General features: G+C 53.5%; 19 protein-coding genes and 1 pseudogene. 15 read left to right on the plus strand and 5 right to left on the minus strand.

The window, feature by feature from the left end; translation table 11 throughout:
- The 14 genes and pseudogenes from H6A25_RS08825 to H6A25_RS08890 form a co-directional block, all read left to right on the plus strand.
- Positions 1 to 500 (plus strand): DUF4368 domain-containing protein (locus H6A25_RS08825; RefSeq protein ID WP_204751746.1); only part of this gene is annotated, 500 nt, incomplete at its 5' end.
- Between the two features lie 26 nt (positions 501 to 526).
- The gene (locus H6A25_RS08830) at positions 527 to 880 is read left to right on the plus strand and encodes a TnpV protein (RefSeq protein ID WP_204751748.1); all 354 of its coding nucleotides are present in this window, start codon (positions 527 to 529) and stop codon (positions 878 to 880) included.
- A gap of 126 nt (positions 881 to 1,006) precedes the next feature.
- Positions 1,007 to 1,972, plus strand: coding sequence for a helix-turn-helix domain-containing protein (locus tag H6A25_RS08835; protein ID WP_204751750.1), 966 nt, complete (start codon positions 1,007 to 1,009; stop codon positions 1,970 to 1,972).
- 141 nt (positions 1,973 to 2,113) lie between these two features.
- Positions 2,114 to 2,710: an MptD family putative ECF transporter S component gene (locus tag H6A25_RS08840; RefSeq protein WP_204751752.1), complete on the plus strand. Its 597-nt coding sequence runs from the start codon at positions 2,114 to 2,116 to the stop codon at positions 2,708 to 2,710.
- Positions 2,710 to 3,462: an energy-coupling factor transporter transmembrane component T gene (locus H6A25_RS08845; protein WP_204751754.1), complete on the plus strand. Its 753-nt coding sequence runs from the start codon at positions 2,710 to 2,712 to the stop codon at positions 3,460 to 3,462. The genes H6A25_RS08840 and H6A25_RS08845 overlap by 1 nt, the downstream gene beginning before the upstream one ends.
- Positions 3,459 to 4,925: an ABC transporter ATP-binding protein gene (locus H6A25_RS08850; RefSeq protein WP_204751756.1), complete on the plus strand. Its 1,467-nt coding sequence runs from the start codon at positions 3,459 to 3,461 to the stop codon at positions 4,923 to 4,925. Before H6A25_RS08845 ends, H6A25_RS08850 begins: the two co-directional genes overlap by 4 nt.
- Positions 4,926 to 5,053: 128 nt before the next feature.
- Entirely contained in the window at positions 5,054 to 6,838 is a 1,785-nt protein-coding gene (locus tag H6A25_RS08855; RefSeq protein ID WP_204751758.1) for an ABC transporter ATP-binding protein, read from the plus strand.
- Positions 6,839 to 8,587, plus strand: a complete 1,749-nt coding sequence (locus tag H6A25_RS08860; RefSeq protein WP_204751760.1) for an ABC transporter ATP-binding protein — start codon at positions 6,839 to 6,841, stop codon at positions 8,585 to 8,587.
- Between the two features lie 18 nt (positions 8,588 to 8,605).
- Positions 8,606 to 8,977, plus strand: coding sequence for a metal-dependent transcriptional regulator (locus H6A25_RS08865; RefSeq protein WP_073261157.1), 372 nt, complete (start codon positions 8,606 to 8,608; stop codon positions 8,975 to 8,977).
- Positions 8,978 to 9,456: 479 nt separating this feature from the next.
- A pseudogene (locus tag H6A25_RS08870) lies at positions 9,457 to 9,869 on the plus strand (RNA polymerase sigma factor).
- A gap of 103 nt (positions 9,870 to 9,972) precedes the next feature.
- Positions 9,973 to 10,425 (plus strand): RNA polymerase subunit sigma-24, encoded by a 453-nt coding sequence (locus H6A25_RS08875; RefSeq protein ID WP_204751762.1) that lies wholly within the window; start codon positions 9,973 to 9,975, stop codon positions 10,423 to 10,425.
- Positions 10,426 to 10,435: 10 nt separating this feature from the next.
- Entirely contained in the window at positions 10,436 to 10,897 is a 462-nt protein-coding gene (locus H6A25_RS08880) for an RNA polymerase sigma factor (protein ID WP_204751764.1), read from the plus strand.
- Positions 10,894 to 11,436: an RNA polymerase sigma factor gene (locus H6A25_RS08885; protein WP_204751766.1), complete on the plus strand. Its 543-nt coding sequence runs from the start codon at positions 10,894 to 10,896 to the stop codon at positions 11,434 to 11,436. Before H6A25_RS08880 ends, H6A25_RS08885 begins: the two co-directional genes overlap by 4 nt.
- A complete protein-coding gene (locus H6A25_RS08890; protein WP_204751768.1) occupies positions 11,376 to 11,672 on the plus strand; it encodes a DUF3847 domain-containing protein in 297 nt (98 codons plus the stop codon). Before H6A25_RS08885 ends, H6A25_RS08890 begins: the two co-directional genes overlap by 61 nt.
- 90 nt (positions 11,673 to 11,762) lie before the next feature.
- Here H6A25_RS08890 and H6A25_RS12960 read toward each other — a convergent pair whose 3' ends face one another.
- The 5 genes from H6A25_RS12960 to H6A25_RS08915 form a co-directional block, all read right to left on the minus strand.
- Positions 11,763 to 12,026, minus strand: a complete 264-nt coding sequence (locus H6A25_RS12960) for a hypothetical protein (RefSeq protein WP_204751770.1) — start codon at positions 12,024 to 12,026, stop codon at positions 11,763 to 11,765.
- Positions 12,023 to 13,717, minus strand: coding sequence for a thiol reductant ABC exporter subunit CydC (gene cydC / locus H6A25_RS08900; RefSeq protein WP_204751772.1), 1,695 nt, complete (start codon positions 13,715 to 13,717; stop codon positions 12,023 to 12,025). Before cydC ends, H6A25_RS12960 begins: the two co-directional genes overlap by 4 nt.
- The gene (locus H6A25_RS08905) at positions 13,710 to 15,470 is read right to left on the minus strand and encodes an ABC transporter ATP-binding protein/permease (protein ID WP_243423301.1); all 1,761 of its coding nucleotides are present in this window, start codon (positions 15,468 to 15,470) and stop codon (positions 13,710 to 13,712) included. The genes cydC and H6A25_RS08905 overlap by 8 nt, the downstream gene beginning before the upstream one ends.
- A 284-nt stretch (positions 15,471 to 15,754) precedes the next feature.
- Complete coding sequence (locus tag H6A25_RS08910) at positions 15,755 to 16,387, minus strand: hypothetical protein (RefSeq protein WP_204751774.1); 633 nt, start codon at positions 16,385 to 16,387, stop codon at positions 15,755 to 15,757.
- Complete coding sequence (locus tag H6A25_RS08915; RefSeq protein ID WP_204751776.1) at positions 16,384 to 16,623, minus strand: hypothetical protein; 240 nt, start codon at positions 16,621 to 16,623, stop codon at positions 16,384 to 16,386. Before H6A25_RS08915 ends, H6A25_RS08910 begins: the two co-directional genes overlap by 4 nt.
- Before the next feature lie 4 nt (positions 16,624 to 16,627).
- On the opposite strand from H6A25_RS08915, the gene H6A25_RS08920 reads away from it, so the two are divergent.
- Positions 16,628 to 17,269 (plus strand): RcpC/CpaB family pilus assembly protein, encoded by a 642-nt coding sequence (locus H6A25_RS08920; RefSeq protein WP_345941599.1) that lies wholly within the window; start codon positions 16,628 to 16,630, stop codon positions 17,267 to 17,269.
- The last annotated feature ends 31 nt before the right edge of the window (positions 17,270 to 17,300 follow it).

Raw genomic sequence — 17,300 nt, forward strand, 5'->3', positions numbered from 1 at the left:
AACTGGAAAAGGCCGTTACCGGCTATGAGCAGAGCCGGAAATCTGCGGAGAAGTTTATTGCCCTGATTGATAAGTACGAGAACTTCGACACGCTGACAAACACCATGCTCAACGAGTTTGTAGAGAAAATCCTTGTCCATGAGCGCGCCCGGAAAGGCAGCCAGGATACCACGCAGGAGGTTGAAATCTACTTCAACTTTGTGGGCCGGTATATCCCGCCCGCCTTGCAGCCGGTTCCCCTGACCCCGGAGGAACAGGAAGAACTGCGGAAGAAGGAGGAACGCAAGGACAGGCTTCACCAGAACTACTTACGCCGCAAGGCAAATGGCAAGCAGAAGGAATGGGAAGAACGCTACAACGCCAAACGCAAAGCCCAAGTGGAGGTGGCAAAGGCCGCAATCCGGGCCGAGGACATGGAAAAGGGCATTTTTACCACCGTCAGCCAGTTACCCAGGCAGGAGCCGCGCAAGGCAACCGTATCGGCCAACGCCGCAGTTTAACCATCACAGTGCAAAGGAGAATGAACATGAGCGAATTGACTTACACCCGCTGCGGGGATTACTACATCCCCGACCTGAACTTGTCTGAGCAGCCGGAGGCCCCCATCGGCAAGTATGGCCGTATGCGGCAACGCTATCTGAAGGAACACCGGCCCGGCCTTTATAGCAACCTAATTTTGAGCGAAAAGCTGTACCCGCACCTGTTGGAGATTGACCGGGCGGCGCGTGAACGGATGGACGCCATGCTGCCCCGTATGATGGAAGCGGCGGGCGTCACCGAAGAACTGAAAGCCCGTGACTCCATGCGCTGGGTGGGGCTGATGAACACGCTGAAAGCACAGGCGGAGGAAGTTATATTAGCTGAACTTATTTTGGATTAACATACACAATACACACAGAGGCCGGTTAATACGGCTTCTGTGTTTTTACAGCAGCAAATTGACTTTTCTGGGTTAGTGTTGTAAACTATGATTAGCCGTGACTAACCATGAGGAGGGCGCTCATACATGACAAATCAATACATGAATAATCTTTATCGTGATCTGCTCTCTAATTCACCGCAGACAATCACCATAGATATTCCGGCAGACATGGGAACCGGTCAGATTTCGCAGATTGTTACGAAGCAGGGGGCCGTTGTTTCAGATTGGAGAATGAATTACTTTTCGGATATGAATGTGCAAGGAGTGAGCAGTGAAGAATACATACAAATGCTGTTCTGCTTCAATGACGGTGTTTCCTGGAATATCGCAGACAACCGGCAAAGTGCCAGCATACAAAAAGGGGAATCCTGTATTTATCGCGGCCACGGGAAAATGGAATATCTATGCTATTCTAAAAAGAGCAATTTCCTTTTCAAAAATGTGAAAATACCTCTATCCTATTTCTACAAGATTTTGAATGACTACTTTGAGGCCGGTGAGATTGATGTCTATCAGAAAAAACTACTGGACGGCATATCAAAGGTGAATATTACTCCCTACATGGAACACATTTTTGCGGAACTGAAAGACTTTACGCAATATCGCGGCGGGTTGGGATACCTGTTTCTGGAAAGCAAGGTCTTTGAGTTGCTGTCGGTATATTTGAGCGAGGTCCTGGAGCTGAGTATTCTCGCATCAACCTATGTTGCAATTTCCAGAAGTGACCGGGGTTCCATCATAGAGGCAAAGAGAATTATTGACAGTCAGCTCGCTCTGGCTCCGAGCTGCGAGGAATTGGCGCGGCAGGTCAATATAAGCACTTCAAAATTGACAAAGGGCTTTTCCTCCCTGTTCGGAACATCAGTTCATGCGTATATCATCGACCAACGGCTTGAAAAGGCGGCAAGCCTACTGTTAGAAAGCAATTTAAATGTCAGCCAGGTGGCTATACTGGTGGGATATTCAAAAGCGAGCAATTTTGCGGCAGCGTTCAAAAGGAAATACGGAGTGAATCCAAAAAACTATAAAGCAGAAGTTACGATTGGATAAACGCAAAAATACTGATTTTGGGTAGAATAAAATTGGTTTTGGGTTGGAATCGTGAGCGCAAATTGCTATTATAAGTGGTGTGGTTAGAAGGAGCTAACCGCACCACATTTTCATTTTCTCAGAGATAAGGAGGATACTGGTATGAGTTCCCAGAAAAAAAGTTCCCGGCTTGAGGGAAAAGATTTAATTACTATCGGCATCTACACCGTCATCTATGTTGTCATCGTCATGCTGGTGGCGATGCTTGGCTTCATCCCCGTTTTTATTCCGTTGATGGCGGTGCTGTGCCCTTTGATTGGTGGCATCCCCTATATGCTGTATGTTACAAAGGCTAAAAAATTCGGGATGACCGCAATCATGGGTTTCCTGATCGGCCTGGTCATGGTGTTCTTCGGCAACGGCTATCTTACTATGGTAACTGGTCTCGTTGGCGGCCTGTTGGCTGATGTGATCCTGAAAAAGGCTGACTACAAGAGCGCGAAAAGTACAGTCCTTTCCTGCGGCGTGTTCAGCATCTGGGTGTTTGGCAATTTTGCTCCCATTTTCCTGAACCGTGAAAGCTATATGGTAATGCTGACCGAAGGATACGGCGCTGAATATGCAGCTACCCTTAATACATATATGCCTATGTGGATTGCGCCTATTCTGCTGGTTGCCTGCTTTGTGTTTGGTATTGTTGGTGGTCTGATTGGAAAGGCCATTTGTAAAAAGCACTTCCAGCGTGCTGGTATTGCATAATGGCGCGGGAAATTCTACTCAGCAAAAAAGCAGAAACAGGCCTGCGGCTTGATCCGCGTACAAAGCTGTTGCTCATCTTCATCATCAGTATTTTTGTCATGGGAGGGACAGGCGGAGAAGCTATGGGGCTGATCCGCCTTGTTCTTTGTGCGGTTCCGGCTATATTGCTGCTTACCTCAAAACAATGTGCAAAAGCGGTGGGCTATATTGCTGTGTTTTCTGTTTTTTATGCTGTTCAAATTTATGTTTTGCCGCACCTTACGGGGATATTGAATTTCCTCGTTCTGTTTACAACAGGATTCTTCTGCCGAATCCTTCCCAGTGTTGCGATTGCTGCCTATGCAGTGAAAACAACAACTGTCAGCGAATTGATTTCCGGCATGGAAAGAATCCATATGCCCAAAGAGGTGACGATTCCCTTAACAGTCATGTTCCGCTTCTTTCCGACTGTTTTTCAGGAGTCAGAAGCAATCAGCGATGCTATGAAAATGCGGGGAATTAAGCTTGGAGGGAAAAAATCTTCAAAGATATTGGAGTATAAGCTGATCCCGATGATTACCTGCTCCGTGAAAATCGGTGAGGAACTCTCCGCTGCGGCAATTACCCGTGGTCTCGGCGCTCCTGTTAAACGCACAAACATTTGCCAGCTCAAATTTAATTTTGCCGATGTGGTGCTGATTTTGTTTTGCTGCTTTGTAGTGTTTTGGGCGATTGCTTCCCCGATAATTTCCGCAGGAGGGATTTTGCCATGATAGATTTTCAAAATGTTTCTTTTTCTTATGGTGAAGAATCCTACGGCGGAGGTATTAGAAATATCAATCTAACCATAAAAACCGGGGAATTTGTTTTACTCACAGGGGAATCCGGCTGTGGGAAAACAACAATCACTCGTTTGGTAAACGGGCTGGTGCCTCATTATTATGAGGGCAATTTAGAGGGCAATGTCTTTCTGGACGGAAAAAGTGTATCCGATACGCCGCTTTACGACTTGGCTGCTATGGTGGGATCTGTGTTCCAAAATCCTAAAAGCCAGTTTTTCAACGTAGATACGGATAGTGAATTAGCCTTTGCCTGTGAAAATTTGGGCTATCCTCAGGAGGACATCCTGCAAAGGATGGACAGGACAATTTCCGATTATCATATCGAAGATTTGATGGGGCGGAGCGTGTTTGCTCTGTCCGGTGGGGAAAAGCAAAAAATAGCCTGTGCTTCATCAAGTGTATTGCTGCCGGGAATTATGGTTCTTGACGAACCATCTTCTAATTTGGATATGGCTGCCATTGATGACTTGCGGCAGGTCCTGAGCCTCTGGAAAAAGCAGGGCAAAACAATTCTGATTGCAGAACACCGCCTTTACTACCTTCACGATCTTGTGGACCGTGTACTATATGTAAAAGATGGGGAGATTGAGCAAGAATACACACCTGCTGAATTTGACAGCTTATCGGATAGCACTCGAAAGGAAATGGGGCTGCGACCGTTTTCTCTCTCGAAGCTGAAACCCGCTAATCAGTATCAGGCGCATACAACTAAACAGATGGAATTTCAAAATTTCTGCTTTGCGTATAAAAAGCAGGAACCGGAAAGCCTCCATATTCCGAGTGCAGAACTGCCCATTGGAGAAACGATTGCCATTATCGGCCTAAATGGCGCTGGAAAATCTACTCTGGCCCGCTGTGTTTGCGGGTTGGAAAAGAAATGTGGCGTCTTGCAGATTGATGGAAAATCCCTTGATTGGAAAGCCCGGCTCAAACATTGCTATATGGTGATGCAGGATACCAGCCATCAGCTATTTACCGAAAGCGTGACAGATGAAGTTCTTCTGAGCATGGATGATGAAGATGAGACTGTTGTGGAGCAAATCCTTGAACAGTTTGATCTGCTAGAATATAAAGACAGGCACCCGCTTTCTCTTTCCGGCGGGCAGAAGCAGCGAGTAGCGATTGCGTCTGCCATTGTGAGTAACCGGGAGATCATTGTGTTTGACGAACCAACCAGCGGGCTTGATCTCAAACATATGCGGGAGGTTGCGCGGAGTTTGAAGTCACTCGCGGATCAGGGCAAAACGCTTCTTGTTATTACGCACGATCCGGAGTTGGTGATGGCGGGATGCTCTTATGTAGTCCATATGGAAAAAGGGCAAATCAAAGAAAGCTATCCATTGGACGAATCCGGCAGTAAAAAGGTTTTGGATTTTTTCCGAATCCGCCAGTGAACTTTAGAAATTATGAATGTCAGGGCCGCCTTGACTGAATAGAAAGATAATGACAGGAGGCCGCTTCACTTTGGCGGCCTCCTGTTTTTGAAGCGCAGACAGTACGGCTCAATATAAGGAGGGCTTATATGTTCAAAAAAATCTTTGAGTACGCAGGGCCATATAAGAAAAATATGTATGCGGCCACGGTGGTCGTACTGGTTAGCGTTCTTATGGGCGTCCTGCCCTTTGTGCTGGCCTATCAGGTCATTTCGCCATTGGTTATGGGCGATTCTGTTGAGACAGGATTTGTTTTATTGCGTGTTATAGGGGTTTTGTCCTGTCTTATTTTGCAGGCGATTTTGTATGGATGGGGATTATCAATTTCTCATAAAGCCGCATATAACACATTGCTTCGGCTGCGGGTATCTCTGCAAAAGAAATTTGAGAAACTTCCTCTTGGCATTGTGGAGGAAAAAGGAACAGGAACAATCAAAAAGCTGTTTGTTGATGATGTGGACAGCCTGGAATTGCTCCTTGCCCATTCTGTCCCTGAGGGCATCGCAAATTTACTGATTCCGCTGGTAATTTATATTGCCATGTTTTGCGCAGATTGGAAACTGGCTCTTATGTCTTTGGCCTCTATCCCGATCAGCCTGCTCTCTATGGTTATTATGTACTCTGTTGGAATGAAGCGTATGGGACCGTACTATCAGTCTGCACAGAAAATGAACAATACAATCATTGAGTACATCAATGGCATGGAGGTTGTCAAGGTTTTCAACCGGGAGAGTGAATCTTACGAGAACTTCCGCAATGATGTAATGAACTATCGTGATTATACCCTGGCATGGTATAAGGCCGCCTGGCCCTGGATGGCGATATACGGAAGTTTGCTGCCCTGCACTGTTATTTTGACTTTGCCTCTTGGGGCGTGGTTTGTTCTCAGTGGCATAAGCACTTTGCCTGATTTGGTTTTAGTCCTCTGCCTTTCACTCAGCATTGGGATTCCTCTCCTGAAAGCACTGAGCTTTATGGAGACGATTCCGAATCTGAATTATAAGATTACAGCACTTGAACAGATGTTAAATGCGGCACCGTTAAAAGCTGCTGAAGATGATTTTCACGGACAGGATTTTAACATTTCTTACGATCATGTTTCCTTTGCATATCAGACGGCCCAGCCTGGCCCGGATGGAAACCCGATAATAGCGGAAAACGAAGTCCTCCACGATATTACCTTTGTGGCAAAGGCAGGACAAAAAACTGCCCTGGTTGGTGAATCCGGCTCTGGAAAGAGTACCCTTGCAAAACTGTTGATTCACTACTACGATCCGCAGAAAGGGAGCATTTCCATTGGAGGGCAGAAACTATGCGATATGAGCCTGGAGGCATTGAACAGCCGTATTTCCTATGTGGCTCAGGATCAATATCTGTTTAATACTTCTCTGTTGGAAAACATCCGGGTTGGCCGACTGAACGCAACAGACGAGGAAGTAATGGAGGCAGCAAAGAAAGCTCAGTGCATGGAGTTCCTCGAAAAACTTCCCCAGGGCATTCACTCTATGGCGGGTGATGCAGGGAAAATGCTTTCCGGCGGCCAGCGCCAGCGCATTTCTTTGGCGCGAGCGATCTTAAAAGATGCTCCTATCGTTGTCCTCGATGAAGCGACCGCCTACGCTGATCCAGAGAATGAGGGAAAAATGGAGGCTGCTATTGCAGAACTGGTGCAGGGTAAGACCTTGGTTGTCATCGCTCACAAGCTGCCCGCAATTATGAACGCTGACCAGATTTGTGTTATGGATCATGGTAATCTGGTGGCTACCGGAAAACATCAGGAACTGATCCAGTCCTGCCCAGAGTATCAAAAACTATGGAAAGCTGCACAGGACAGCTCCGAGTGGAAAGTATCTACTGCAAAGGAGGGAAGATAAATGTTTGCATTGATTTCAAGAATCCTGAACCTCTCCGGGAGGTATAAAAGCCGTATTCAAGCTGCGTTTCTATGTGCATTTGTCGAGTCCATTCTCTCCAAAATGCCAATCTTCATGGCGTTTATTGTCTTGGCCGGGTTTGCGGATAATACGCTGGCTGGAAAGACCTGTCTGTTTGTCGGACTTGGATTGTTAGCCATTGTAGTGGTTCAGACAGTGGTTCACTATTTGAGCGACCGTCTGCAAAGTGCCGCTGGATTTATGATCTTTGCTGATAAAAGGATGGAGTTGGGAAATCATTTAAGAAAAATGCCGATGGGTTATTTTACATCGGGGAATATTGGTAAAATCAGCTCTGTTCTCAGTACGGATATGGTATTCATTGAGGAAGTTTCTATGAGTACCATTGGAAACATGATGAGCTATATGCTGTCTACTTTGGTTTTAGCTGTGTTTATGTTCGTACTGGACTGGCGACTTGGAATGATTGCAGTAATCATTACCTTGCTGGCATCACTGGTTGCAAAATATATGAATAGGGTTTCCTTAACGGAAGCTGTCGGGCGTCAAAATCAGAGCGAGAATTTGACGGATGCGGTCTTATCGTTTGCTGAAGGAATTGGCGTTATCAAAAGTTACAATCTGCTTGGAGAAAAATCTGATGAATTAACAGAAAACTTCAAAAAATCAAGGGATGCCAATACGAAGTTTGAGCAGAAAATGACACCGTGGACCACTGGCCTAAACATTCTCTATGGCGTGGGCATTGCTGTTATCTTCGGTTTGTCCGTTTTTTTACATCAGGAAGGCGTACTCTCCCTGGCTTATCTTTTGGGCGTGCTGCTGTTTGTCTTTGATCTCTTTGGACCTCTGAAAGCTCTTTATGGAGAAGCAACCCGCCTGACCGTGATGAATGCTGCGTTAGACCGCATTGAAGCTGTTTTGGACGAGCCCGAGCTTCCCAATAACGGAAATCAACATATTCCGTCAAAGGCACAGCCGGACCAGCCAGAAGTACAATTTAGTGATGTGGGCTTTGCCTATCAGGACAAGGAAGTCCTGCACAATATCAGCTTCTCTATGCAGAAAAACACCATGACTGCACTTGTGGGGCCGTCAGGCGGCGGCAAATCCACCATTGCAAATCTGTTGGCCCGGTTGTGGGATGTAAAATCCGGCAGGGTTGCAATAAGGGGCGTGGATATTCGGAATGTGCCGCTGGCAGAACTGATGGATCAGATCAGCATGGTATTCCAGCGCGTGTATTTGTTCCAGGATACCATCTATAACAACATTAGTATGGGAAAACCGGATGCCACGGAGGAAGAAGTCTATGAGGCGGCAAAGAAAGCCCGTTGCTATGATTTCATTATGGCTCTGCCTGACGGGTTCCAGACTGTGGTGGGTGAAGGCGGCGCTACCCTTTCCGGCGGCGAGAAACAGCGAATTTCGATTGCACGCTGCATTTTGAAGGATGCACCCATCGTCATTTTGGATGAGGCTACTGCAAGTGTAGACACCGACAATGAAAGCTATATTCAGGAGGCCATTTCGGAGCTGGTAAAAGGTAAGACCCTGCTGGTGATTGCCCACCGCTTGAATACCATCCAGAACGCCAATCAAATTCTGGTAATTGACAACGGCCAAATCGCACAGCATGGCACCCATGAGGAGCTTCTGGAGCAGCCCGGTATTTATCAGGACTTTGTTAATATCCGAAAAAACGCTGCCGGTTGGAGCCTGGCCTAATAGCGAAGGGAGGTCTTAATGAAACTTCATGCGTCCGGGGAGGACTACCTGGAAACCATCCTTGTTCTCCAAAAGAAACTTGGTATGGTGCGCTCCGTAGATGTGGCCCGGCACATGGAGGTGTCAAAGCCCAGCGTGTGCCATGCAGTGGCTACCTTGCGGGACGGCGGCTTTCTTACAATGGACGAAGATCACTTTCTCCATCTGACCGATGTAGGCCGCGAGGTGGCCGAAAAAATCTATGAGCGCCATTGCTTCTTTACCGAGCAGCTTATCGCCGCAGGCGTTGACCCCAGGATTGCGGAGGCCGATGCCTGCCGGATTGAACACATTATCAGCGATGAGAGCTTTTCGCGGCTGAAAGAGGCAGCCGCACAAGAGCAAGAATAAACCGAATAAGACAAGCTATCCTGCCCCGCTGAACGGGGAAAGAAAAAAACCGTTGCAGGGCAGGCAGCTTCGTGCGCCCATAATGGCTTTTCAAGGTACTGCGGCGGTTTTGAGTAACATCAAGGCCGCCGTTCCTTATGTCCTCGACAAAGGAGTGACGCCTACACGCTGACACGGCGGCTTACGGAGGGAGCCGCCATGAAGCACACTGACCGCCGACAAATTCAGACGATATTTGCACTATCGTCAAAAAAAGCCCGGCCACCGAACAGGCCCCGTCTGGCAGCCGGTGCGAAAATTGTCACAATGTAACTGAATACCGTATTTTTTGCGCTCGAATAGCTTCATGCTGTCCGGGCGCTTTTTCATACCTATGGGGCCGGAACATCGGGCCAGCATGGCCCGAACCCTGCCCCCGGTGTCGTTCCCCGCCGCCCCGTTCAGATTTTCCCGCAAAAATCTGAACGGAGGAAAGGCCGATGGAAGTCACCATCCATTACAACGGACAAGCTGTGGCCGTGGAGGTCACGCTGGAAGTCTATGAATTTCTTGACCGGGCCGACCACAAAGCCGAAAACCTATCCCATGAGCAGCGGCGGCATTGGGATGGCCGGGAGTTTGACGAATACATAGTTGCCACCGAGGGCGTGGGTATCTACGGCGAAACGCCGGAGGAATACCTGTGCCGCATGGAAACGCTGGGCGAGCTGATGGCCGTCCTGGACACCTGCACCGAGGCCCAGCGCCGCCAGTTCCTTCTCTATGCCCTGGACGGACTGAGTTTTTGGAGATTGCTGCCCTATGCGGCTGCTCCAAGAGTTCGGTGCAAGGCTCCATTGAAGCAGTCAGAAAAATTTTTCAAAAAAATTTGAGAAACCACCCATACGAATGACCCCTTTTCGGGCTACCAAGTGAAAGGGATTGTTTCCCTTATCCCAGCGGGAGGCGGACAGCGGACAAGCTGCCCGCCTCTCCCATTTTCAGGAGGTAAGCCTATGAAAACAATCAATCTGCGGTGGATTTATCCCCACTACCGGCATGACGAGTTTGTGGAGGTCAGCGATGAAGTTTGGGAGGTCATGCGGCAGGCCCAGCGCGAGATGAACAACTATGAGCGCCGGAAGGTCTACCACCGCGCCTACTACTCTCTGGACGCATATAGCTGGACAGAGAACTACGCGCTGGAACAGGGAAGATCGCCGGAGGAAATCCTTTTGGAGCGCGAGGAACGGGCCGCCCATCTGCGGCTGCTGGCCGCCTTGCCGGAGGCCCTGGCCCATGCCACCCCCACACAGGCCCGTCGCGTCCGGGCCTACTACATCGCCGGTATCAGCCAGCCGGAAATCTCCCGGAGGGAGGGCGTACACAGCAGCAAGGTCAGCGTTGCCATCCGGCGGGGCCTGCGGAATATGCGCCGCTGCTATGACTGCCTTTTCCCGGCAGAGTGAGGGCGGGCCTATGCAGACCATCAACCTCAAACAGTATTACCCGTTCTGCACCGAGGACACCTTTGTGGAGGTGTCGGATGAAATTGTCGAGGCATTCCTGCTGGACAAGCGGGCCGAGGCCGCCAGGGAGCGCAAAATGTACCGCTACAAGGCGTTTTACTCCCTTGACTGCAATGATGGGATTGAGAAGGCCGCCATCGGCTGGGCGCAGCCATCGCCGGAGGATTGCCTGATGGAAAAGGAGGCGCAGGCCGAATATGCCGAACTGCTCCGGCGGCTCTATGAGGCCCTTTCCTCTTTGCCCCCAACGCAGGCCCGGCGCGTCCATGCCCGGTATATGCTGGGGATGAAAGTAAAGGACATTGCCGCGATGGAGGGTATTACCCCATCCCAGACGGGAAAGTCCATCCATGCGGCGCTCCGGCGGCTGCGCCGGTACTTCATACGCCGGAAATGGACAAGCGGCCTATGAAAACCATCAACCTGAAAAAATACTACTACCCGATTTGCAAGAAGGACACCTTTGTGGAAGTGCCGGACGAGGTGGCAGACGCCATTGTGGAGGAAAGCCGCGCAGAGGACGCCAATGACGCCAAGCAGCACTATCACTGTTATTCTCTGGACGCTTCCCCCGGCATAGAAAACCATTTCCCGGAACAGACCATTTCCCCGGAAGATATTCTGATGGAGAAGGAAACGGAACGGGAACAGGAGGCCGCCCGCGCCCTGATGATGGAACGGCTCCGGGAGGCTCTTGCCACCTTAACGCCCACGCAGGCCCGCCGCCTGCACGCCCGTTTTGTAGAGGGCAAGAAGTACCGGGAGATTGCGGAGGACGAGGGGATTGCCAGTGTGAGCCTTGTTACCAATACCGTCCGGGACGCCATTTTGAAACTGCGGAAATATTTTATCAAACACGGCTGGATGGAGCCGCTGAAGGAGGACGCGATATGCACAAAGAAATCACCACCCAAGCGAAACAGAAAAAAGACGAGCGCGAAGAAGTCCTGAAGGAGATCCGGCAGCTTGAGAACCGCCAGAAGATTTTGGAGAACAAGCAGCGGGGCGAGGAGCGCAAGGCCCGCACCTGCCGCCTGATTGAACGCGGGGCCATTTTGGAGGGCGTGTTCCCTCTGGCCCCCGGCCTTCCCGGCGTAGAGGTCAAGGAGTTCCTGATTGCCCTGTCCCATCTTCCGGGGGCGGGGGAACTGGCTGCAAAACTGCCGAAATCCGGGGAGAAGCCATAAGTCCATTCTCTGGAATGGCGCACTTATACACCGTTGCCGGTGTCGTGCGCCCTGCCGGGGGCTGTTGCGCTCTCCGAGCGCGATGGGGCGCTACACTCCCCAAACCCCTTGTGCGCCACAGGTCACGGAATATCCGCAAGCGGCTGTCCCGTCCCCTGCGGCCTGAATATCCCTCACCGAAAGGAGGCGATCCCCATAGATTTTTGTTATTTTCCCGTCAGTATCATCAAGCGTAGCGAGGGCCGTTCCGCTGTTGCCGCAGCCGCCTACCGATGCCCCGGTGAGCTCTGTCACGGGCAGGAGCATATCTGTGCCCGCCACCGGCAGCATGGTTTGGGATTTTGCAGCTTTCATTCCCCATTCCTCCTAACGTTTTGTTCTACGGCCCGCCCCTGTTCCAGGCGGACGATGCGGCCGCAGCCGGTGAGGGTGGAGGGCCGGTGGGACACAAGGAGCAGCAGCTTGTCCCGGCAGGCTTCCTCCAGCGTTTGCAGCAGCTCCTTTTCGTGGAGCACATCCAGACTGCTGGTGGGCTCGTCCATCACAATCACATCCGGGTTCAGCAGCAGCACACGGGCGATGCCCACCCGTTGGCGCTCTCCCCCAGAGAGCCGGGCGCCCATCTCCCCCATAGGGGTGTCGTAGCCCTGGGGCAGGGTTTCGATAAAGTCCGCCAACCCAGCCTGCCGGGCGGCCTCTCGTATCTCCTCCCTTGTAGCGTCAGGCTTCCCCAATGCGATATTCTCCCCCAGGGTGCCGCTGGTGAGGAAGGTCTCCTGCTCCAGCAGGGCGATACGCTGGCGCAGCTCGTTTAGGGAAATCTCCTGGATCGGGATGCCGTTTATGGTGATCTGCCCCTGCTGGGGGTTCCAGAACCGCAGCAGCAGCCGGAGCACGGTGGATTTCCCCACGCCGCTCTCCCCCATGACGCCCACCTTCTCCCGGCCGGACAGGGTGAGGGAGAAGTCCCGCAGCACGGGATTCCCCCCGTAGGAAAAGCCCACCTGGTCAAAGCAGATCTCTCGGATGGGGCCGCAGGCCTTGGGACGGGCGGGCTCCGTCACCTGGGGCTGAGTGTCCTCGATTTGGAACAAACGCTCGGCGGCGGCGTAGGTTTCCAGCAGGCTGGAGACCACCATGGTCAGCGACTGGGTAGAGGAAAAGGAAGCCGCCGCCACAAAGGAGAGCACCACCGTCCCCACCGGGTGGGAGCTGCCCTGGACCGCCAAGTAGGAGGCCGTGGCGATAATGAGAATCCTGGCCAGGTACACAAAGAAGGTGGGGGCACTGGACACCGTCTGCCGGTGGAGGGTCAGACCGTGGGCGGCTTTGTTGATCTCCCGGTTCTTTTCCTCCACCTGCGCCAGGCGGGCCGGGCCAAAGCCGAAGATCTGGATGTCTTTCAGGCCGTAAACACTCTCCAGCACCAGGGATTTCAACTCCCCCAGCCGGGTGCGGTAGCGCAGCCCCACGCCACGGCCCGCTTTCACGGCAATCAGCGGGAACACCACGCTGACTACCAGGTACACCGGCAGCAGCACGGCGGCGAACAGGGGGTGAAACCACAGCGCCAGCCCCAGGGTGACGCAGGGCAGGATTATCACGGTGAACAGAGGGCCAATGGTGTGGGCAAAGAAAAACTCCACCGTCTCAATGTCGGACACGGCGATATTCAGGATGTCCCCCTTTTGCCGGTCCATCAGGCAGGCGGGGGCCAGGGCCCGGATCTTCTCAAACAGGGCGACCCGCATGGAGGCCAACAGCTTGTAGGCACCGGCGTGGGAGACCACGCCCTCCACATACCGGCCTAGCACTATGAGCAGGGCGGAGAGGGCCATCAGACCGGCAAACACCCAGAGGGAGCCCTCCACCCACCCGGCGCAGCGGAGCAGCAGCAGGGCGCCAAAACCCATAATCCCCATCTGGGCCAGGTTCCCCAGGATGCTGGCCAGGGTGGACACCGCCAGCGTCCCCTTCACCGGGGCGGCGATGCGCAGCAGCCGCCCCGTCATCTGGGGAATGGAATAGGAAAACCGCTTAGGCATGGGCCAAGCCCTCCTCTCCTTTGCGTTCCAGCTGGGCCTGCTCCTCCACCAGGCGGCGGTAGAGGCCCGGCTCCGCCATCAGCTCCCCATGGCTGCCATGTTGGGCAATGGCGCCGTTTTCCAGCACATAGATCACATCGGCGCTGCGAATGGTGGACAGCCGGTGGGAGATGAGGACCAGCGTCCTGGTCTGGGCCAGCTCCTCGATGCAGTTCCAGATTTCCCTCTCGCTCTCCATGTCCACGCTGGAGGTAGCTTCGTCGAAAATGATGTACTCCGCCCTGCACAGCAGAGCACGGGCGATGCCCAGCTTCTGCCGCTGGCCCCCGGAGAGCTTGGCGCCGGTGTCCCCCACCGGTGTGTCCAATCCCAGGGGCTGGGTGCGGACCCAATCCCCCAGCCGCACTTGGTCCAGGGCTTCCAGCATATCCCCACGGGTGGCGTTGGGGGAGGCCATGCGCAGGTTCTCGGCAATGGTGCCGGAGAACAGGCTCACCGACTGAGGCACTAAAATCACCCGCTTTCGCAGCTCCTCCGGCGGGAAAGAGGTGTAGTCCCACCCCTCCAGCAGGATGCGGCCCTGTTCCAGGTCGTAAAACCGCATGAGCAGACTGGCGATGGTGGACTTCCCGCTGCCGGAAAGCCCCACCAGTGCCACTGTTTTCCCCCGGGGAACATCCAGGGACACGTCCCGCAGAGCCGCCTGTCTCCCCTGGTAGCCGAAAGAGATGTGCTCCAGGCGGATTCCGTCAAAGGGGCGGTTCTGACGGGGCAGGCCGGGATGGCAGGGCCGGGCGGTGTCGATGTCAAGGAGTTTTTCCACCTTGTCCGCGGCGGAGACCCCGGCCAGGGCGGAGTGGGTGGCGTTCATCAGCTGGCGCACGGAACCGAAGAAGCCAAAGGACAGAAGCAGCACCATCAGCGCGCCGGAAAAGGACAGCTCCCCTGTGAGCAGCTGCCCGGCGGCCAGCACCGCCGCCACCGCTACCGAAGCGTAGATGAGCCCATCCGTCAGGAGGAAAGAGGAGAAGTTCACCTTCATCACCCCCATCACTTTGCGGTTGAAATCCTGGGACTTTTCCTCTAAAAGCCGCTGCCGGTCCCCGTCCCTGCCAAAGAGCTTGAAGGTGCTCAGTCCCCGAACATTCTCCAAGTAGGTGCCGGTCAGGTCCTCCATGGAGGCCCAATAGCCGGCTTTCAGCTTCTCAATGTACCCCCGGAACAGGTTGTTCACCGGCAGCAGCACCAGGGACACCAGGAACAGCACCGCCGCAGGAAGAAGAGACACCCGGCCCATCCGCCAAAAGAGGTAAAAGGGCGCCGCCAGGCAGTAGAGCAGCCCCGGCAGGTATTTGCTGTAGTAGACCTGCATGGCCTCCACACCGTCCACGGCGGAGGTGATGGCGGACACGGGGCCGATCTTTTCAATATTGCCCACGTCCAGCTCCAACGCTTTGGAGAAAATGGCCCGCCGCAGGGAAAGCCGGGCTTTAGCGGTGCAGTGGTACTCCGCCTCGCCGGTGAGGAGCTCCGCCCCCAGAAGCAGCAGGGCCGTCAGCAGCGCCGAAAGGACGGCCTGCCCCGCAGCGGCCGCCGTCATCTGGGGGCTGACCAAATCTCCCAGAAACCCGGAGATAATCTGGGCAAAGGCCGCCGTGCCCACCAGCGTCAGCAGCTTGAGCGCTGTGATGAGAAAAATCCACCCCCACAGGCCCTTGGCCATCCGCAAGAGGGTTTTGTTGAGCAAGAGCATGATTTCGCCTCCTTTCATAACCTTGGCTTTCCCCGTTGGGAAGCCGCTAGTTAGTTATAACTAACTACAAAGGATAGTATACGACCTTCCCGCCGTCTTTGTCAAGGGCGGGAGGAAAGCTGGGTTTTCTCCTAGCGCGAAACGGTTCTTCGCACTTCCATCATGTAGAAAGATCGTGAAAAAACTTGCTGCTGCTTTTATACTTCAAAAGATGTATAGACCGTCCTTCTGAAGGAAAAAAAGGGCTGCCCCCACTGGGAGGCAGCCCTTTTCGCTGGAAACTGTTAGAAGAGGTTTTTTTCTGCCGCCTCACCCACGCTGGGAAGTTCACCCTCCTGGGGAGAAACATCACCCCTGGCGTAGCTGGCGGAAAGCCAGGCCTGGTAATGGGCCCTGGTGAGCAGTAGGAGCTCACAGAAGGACTCCATGGTCATGCTGAGGGCCACATGGTTTTCCGATTTCTTCCCGAAGCGGGGCACGATGAGTCCCTTGGCGTCCCGCTCTCCAGGGCCGCTGTCGGCCACCAGGAGAAAATCGGACCGGCTGCCGGGCAGCAGCTGAAAGACCCTGGACAGGCTCCTGCCGTCGGGCCTGGGCTTTCCCAGCTGCCGCAGCCGTTCCGCCGAGGTGCCGCCCATGCACTGGTACAGAGGGCCTTTGTCCCCGTCCCGCTTTTTGGCCTGCAGCGCCTGGCGCAGCTCCCCCGACTCCGCCTTCCGGCAGAGCTCCAGCAACTCGGCAATATCCAGGTAGATGTGGATGTTGTCGGTCTGCCGCTGACCGGCTGGGCTGTGCAGGTCGTAGGCCACAAAGGCCAGGTGCGCCTTGCCGATGGAGAACACATCGTTTAGGCTCTCCACAAAACAGCCGCGGGCATCTTTGCGGATGATCTGGTTGAGGTTCCGGTCCTTGCTCATGGTTCTGCCTCCACCTTCTCCCGAAGCCCGGCGACAAGCTGTCGGACCGCTTCCATGTTCTTCCGGAACTGGGGCAGGAACTCCCCTTGGAGGGAATAGTCCAGATAGAGCCGCTGGTAGACCATGGGCCTCACCAAGACGGCGGTTGCAATCTCACTGGCCTGTTCCAGCTCCCGGAAGCTCTCACAGAGGAACTTTGCCCCCTGCTGCCATTCCAGGAAGAACGGGTCGTCCACGGGGATGCGGAAGCTCCCTAACGCTGATTTGGCAGAGGGCGACTATATCCTCACCAGCAAGGTCAGCACCGTCCCTGTTTCCTCGGATGTGGCGCTCAACGACATCCCCTCCGGCAAGGTCGCCATCTCGCTGACTGTGAAAACGCTGGCCTCCGGCCTGTCGGATAAGCTGCAGCCGGGCGACATCATCCGCATTTATCACTTCCTGGAGACGGCGGAAGAGGTGCCGGAACTGCGCTTTGTCAAGGTGCTGTCGGTCACCGACTCTGACGGTATCAATGTGGACAATACCAAGGAGCCTACCGAGGACGAAGAGCCGCAGCAGTCTGCCACCATCACTGTGCTGGCAAGCCCGGAGCAGGCCCGTATCATTACTGAAATGGAAAATGACGGCGTGGCCCATGTGGCGCTGATCTCCCGCAACAACGACCAGCTGGCCGAGGAACTGCTGGCTGAGCAGGACAAGACGCTTCAGGAGATCTACTTCCCCGAAACACTGGTTGAAGAAAATGCTGAAAGCCAGGATGGCGGAGAAACTGCTGAAGGCGCCGCAGATAGCGAGTCCACAGGCGAAGCGGGCACCGAAAATACGGAAGGCGGTGTGGAAACAACTCCTGCGGACAGCATCCCGGAAGACGGCGAATAAAAATGGGCGGTGAATAGATTCACCGCCCGAT

The sequence above is a fragment of the Intestinimonas butyriciproducens genome, from assembly GCF_016901775.1.
In the GTDB taxonomy this organism is placed as follows: domain Bacteria; phylum Bacillota; class Clostridia; order Oscillospirales; family Butyricicoccaceae; genus Pseudobutyricicoccus.